Genomic DNA, 4489 nt, shown 5'->3' with positions numbered 1-4489 from the left:
CTACAGTGAAATCTGCCTGTGCTATGCAAAGTTTATTTTAATAGATTTGGACTAAGGTTAACATCATCTGGCGGGATATATGTTAAACCGAGTTGTTTACGGTTTCGTCATAATTGGAATAAATATATTAGCAACAGATTATTTTATGCCAAGGGGGCACTAGATTTCGTGAAAGGCGCTTACAAAAAAAATTCGCATGTCGAGGTAGTAAGTATGCTCACAAAAGTAGGATAAACATATTATGATGAAGTTTTTAAAGTCATTTTTGTACGCAAAAATGACTTTTTTACTACTTGTTTTTCGGTGCTTTCAATGTTCGTCTGGATAAATTTAGAACTAAAAAACCAAAATGAGCAAGTTTGAAGAGGCTCATTTTACATTGTCTGAAGGAAGGGGATGAAAAAGAAATTAGATTTTTAGAAAAACTGAAAAAATTTTTGCAATGTTCGACAATAGGAAGCAGTGTAATTTTTATTGAAAAATAAGTACATTTTCGGTATAATGTCATGCGGCGATCATGAAATAATACCTATTTTTGGAAAGGATGAGGTTTTTTGAAACTGAAAAATGATGAATCGAAAAGCATCAAAAAACAGCTGTTATATGTAATTAAAAACGGTATTTATGCCAATCAGAAGCGTCTGCCCAGAGAAACCATTCTGGCAGAATCGATGCATGTCAGCCGCACCCAACTGAGAGATGCGCTTTCCGCCTTGGAAAGTGAAGGGTTTATCACTCGATTACAGGGGATCGGGACGATCATCAATCATCATGTACTGCAGGTGAAGAATCGTATGGATATTGAAACGGAATTTTTGGATATCATTCGACAGAATGGATATGAGCCCTCCGTTTCCTTCATTGATGTTTCCGAGGGTTGGGCAGATGAAAAAACGGCGGAAAAACTCCATATTCGAAAGGAAACGGAAATCATCCGTATCCGTCTGCTTTGCAGTGCCGATGGAAAACCTGCCATTTACACCGAGGATGTGTTGGAAAAACGTTTGGTGAAAAGAGACTATCATTCAGAAGAATTTCATGTAAATGTTTTTCAGTTTTTGAGTGAATTTTGTGATCTGGAGCCCTATATGGATTTGACAGAATTACATCCTGCTTTGCCAGACGAAAGATTAGCAGATATTTTGAAGGTTCCTGCTGGGAAACCGCTGCTGAATATGGAGGAAGTGGATTATGATTTTGAGGGAAATCCTCTTTTCTATTCTAACCAATATTTTGTAGATGAGTTTTTCAAACATACTGTTTTGCGTAAAAAATTCTAAACTTCCATATTAAAAGGTAAAAAGAGGAAAAACAGAAAAGGTATAAGTTCCAAAGACTGTGGTGGAAACAATATATATCAGCCGGAGGGTAAGGGACTCTGTTGAAAGCTATTCCTTTCGGTTTGGCTGGTCGTTGGCTATATCGTAGCTTTTTGTGGGTAAAGTAGCTTCGTCTATTATTTTCTCCATCAACTTGAATTTCATATCAGTGCCATTTTTCTTTTGAGAGATGGCACTTTTTTTGTTGGGCAGAGGAAAATTGGTGGATTTGTACGTGGTAGAAAGAATAACGCAGAAAATGGGGCAATTTATACTTACAAGAAATGGAAAAAAAGAGGAAGTATAAATCGACTCAATATCAAGTTGACGTAAAAACGTTTAAAATAATGGAAAAAGATTTATGTATACAGCATATTTTTTCGAACTGTTCCCAAAATGGTCAGGAAAAATAGAGATATTTTTTGTGTAAAATACATTTGTTTACAACAGATAAACAAAAATGGCGTTTTGCACAAAAAGTAGGTTGCGTTTTTGTGCAGATAATGGTATAGTTCGTTTTGTAAATCAAAAGCGACGAATACAGAAAGAGAGACAATGGGGTTTCCGAATGCTTTGGCAGGAAGAAACCCCTTCTTCTTTTTCAAAAGAAAAAAGGAGGAGAGGCTATGGAACGATTTGTGATCGCAGTGACCAGAACTTGTGGCAGCGGCGCAACAACGATCAGCCATCTGCTGGCGGATGATTTGGGTATCTGCCTTTATGACAGAAAGCTGCTGCAGTTGGCCTCTGATGACAGCGGTATCAGTGAGGCACTGTTTGCGGCAGCCGATGAGCACATGAAAAACAGTCTGCTCTATCGTGTATCCAAAAAGGTATACAATGGGGAACTGATCCCGCCGGAAAGCAATGACTTCACGTCCAATGAAAATCTGTTCAACTACCAAGCAAAGGTGCTGCGGGAGCTGGCAGAGAGAGAATCTTATATCTGCATTGGCCGGGCGGCAGATTATATCCTGCGGGATAAACCCCATGTGGTGAAAGTGTTTATTTACGCATCCAAAGAAAAATGTATCGAAAAAGAAATGGCAAGGCTGGGGATCAGCCGAGCCGAAGCGGAACGACACATTTCCAAAACAGACCGCTATCGTGAGGAATATTATAAATTCCATACAGGACAGGAATGGAAAGATCCTTACCATTATGATCTTTGCCTGAATACAGGGGTCATGAGTTATGAACAATGCGTGGGACTTCTGAAAGACTATCTGAAGCAGCGCTTTGGTATGGCATTTTAAACGGGAAAACAGGCAGATGCCTTTTTCTAATATTTCTACAAAAGAGAAAACGAACGGAAACGTTAGGAGGAATGGCTTATGAAAAAGAAATGGTTCAGTATGATGATGGCTGCTATTATGGCAACGGGATGTTTGACCGCCTGCGGTGGCGGCGAAGATGCAGCGGGAACAACAGATGCAGCATCTGGAGATACCATCAATATCGGTGTTGTTGCTCCTCTGACAGGCAGCTATGCACTGTTTGGGGAATCCGGGAAAAATTCCATTGAAATGGCGGTAGAAGAAATCAACGAAGCCGGCGGTATCCTGGGTAAAAAAGTAAAAGTTGTAGAATATGTCGATGATAAGGGCGACTCCACAGAAGCGGTAAATGCTTATAACAGATTGTCTGGTCAGGGCGTCAGCGCAGTGATTGGTTCCTTCTCCTCTTCCTGTTCCATTCCTATGGCAGAAAGAGCCCAGGAAGAAGGTATGCTGCTGGTATCTCCCACAGCGACAAATGCGAAATTTACACTGATCGGCGACCACATCTTCCGTGCATGCTTTATCGACCCTATCCAGGGCCCTACCATGGCGAAATTTGCCGCAGATGAAGGTGCAAAAAAAGCAGCTATCATCTATGCGAAAGATGATGACTATTCCAATGGTTTGTATGAAACAATTTCTGAAACTTGGACAGAAACTTACGGCGGCGAACTGGTATATTCCGGTGAATGTACAACAAAAGACACTGACTTCACTGCACAGGCTGCGCAGGTAGTGGCTTCCGGCGCAGAAGTCCTGTTCTATCCTGCTATGCTGGATACAGTTCCTCTGCTGGTACAGCAGGCAAGAGAAGCTGGCTTTGAAGGTATGATCATCGGCGGCGACGGCTGGGATGGTTCCGATACAACAGGCGTAGAAGATTACTTCAATAATACATATTACACAAACCACTATGCACCAGAAGATCCTTCCGAAAAGGTACAGACTTATGTAACAAAATATAAAGAAGCCTTTGGCGAAGATACTCTGACATCTATCGGTGCATGTTATTATGACGCATTTATGATGATCATGCAGGCTATCGAAGCAGCAGGCTCCGCAGAACCTGATGATATCGCAGCAGCTATGACAGGCATGAACTATGAAGGCGTTACAGGCAGCTTTACATTGGATGAAAACGGCGACCCTAAGAAACCTATCACATTCGTTGAATTTGTAGACGGCAGCCCCGTTTGGAAAGCAAACGTAACAGCAGAATAAAAAAGATAACAGACACAAAAGAAGAAACGGGGGAGACGAAAAAGTCTCCCCTGAAAAGAAAGAAGGCGAAGCCTATGTCTTTATTTTTACAGAGCTTGGTGAACGGCCTGAACCAGGGGGCGGTATATGCCCTGGTGGCATTGGGCTACACCATGGTTTACGGCATTATAAGAATGATCAATTTCGCCCACGGGGATTTCATCATGGTGGGCAGCTATACTTTATTTTTTACCATCCCTTTGATGATCGCAGCAGGGATGCCTGCCTGGATGGCGGTATTTATAGCCATTGCGGTTTGCGTTGTAGTAGGGGTTGCGGTGGAACAGATCGCCTATAAACCTGTCCGCGGCGCAGGAGCCATTTCTGCACTGATCACAGCCCTGGCAATGAGCCTTTTACTGGAAAATCTGGCGCTGGTGTTGTTTGGTTCCAATCCCAAATCCGTACCTGCTATTTTCAATTTACCTTCCATTGAGATTTTAGGGGCAAAAGTGCCCGGTAAATCTCTGATCACACTGGTCATTGGTATTGTTATTATGCTGGCTTTGCAGCTTTTCATCCAGAAAACGAAAATCGGCAGAGCCATGCGGGCTGTGCCTCAGGATAAAGAGGCATCTACACTGGTAGGCATTGATACCAATAAAATCATCACCCTGACCTTTGCCATTG

The 4489-nt window shown here is 42.0% G+C and carries 4 protein-coding genes; all 4 read left to right on the top strand.

The window, feature by feature from the left end:
- The first annotated feature begins 554 nt into the window (after positions 1–554).
- Positions 555–1280: a GntR family transcriptional regulator gene (locus tag IJ369_RS03115; RefSeq protein WP_290715875.1), complete on the top strand. Its 726-nt coding sequence runs from the start codon at positions 555–557 to the stop codon at positions 1278–1280.
- A gap of 665 nt (positions 1281–1945) precedes the next feature.
- A complete protein-coding gene (locus tag IJ369_RS03110) occupies positions 1946–2575 on the top strand; it encodes a cytidylate kinase-like family protein (protein WP_290715873.1) in 630 nt (209 codons plus the stop codon).
- A 78-nt stretch (positions 2576–2653) separates the two neighbouring features.
- Positions 2654–3820: an ABC transporter substrate-binding protein gene (locus IJ369_RS03105; protein ID WP_290715870.1), complete on the top strand. Its 1167-nt coding sequence runs from the start codon at positions 2654–2656 to the stop codon at positions 3818–3820.
- Positions 3821–3894: 74 nt separating this feature from the next.
- A partial coding sequence (locus IJ369_RS03100; protein WP_290715866.1) for a branched-chain amino acid ABC transporter permease occupies positions 3895–4489 on the top strand: 595 nt, incomplete at its 3' end.

Source organism: Anaerotignum sp., from assembly GCF_017483025.1.
Classification (GTDB): Bacteria; Bacillota; Clostridia; order Lachnospirales; family Anaerotignaceae; genus Anaerotignum_A.
Note: the sequence above shows the minus strand (reverse complement) of the source record. Positions and strands in the feature narration are given on the sequence as shown.

What these genes read in the sequence shown, in the direction of transcription:
- IJ369_RS03110 (WP_290715873.1), top strand. Translation starts at nt 1,946, where the DNA reads ATGGAACGATTTGTGATCGCAGTGACCAGAACTTGTGGCAGCGGCGCA.
- IJ369_RS03105 (WP_290715870.1), top strand. Translation starts at nt 2,654, where the DNA reads ATGAAAAAGAAATGGTTCAGTATGATGATGGCTGCTATTATGGCAACG.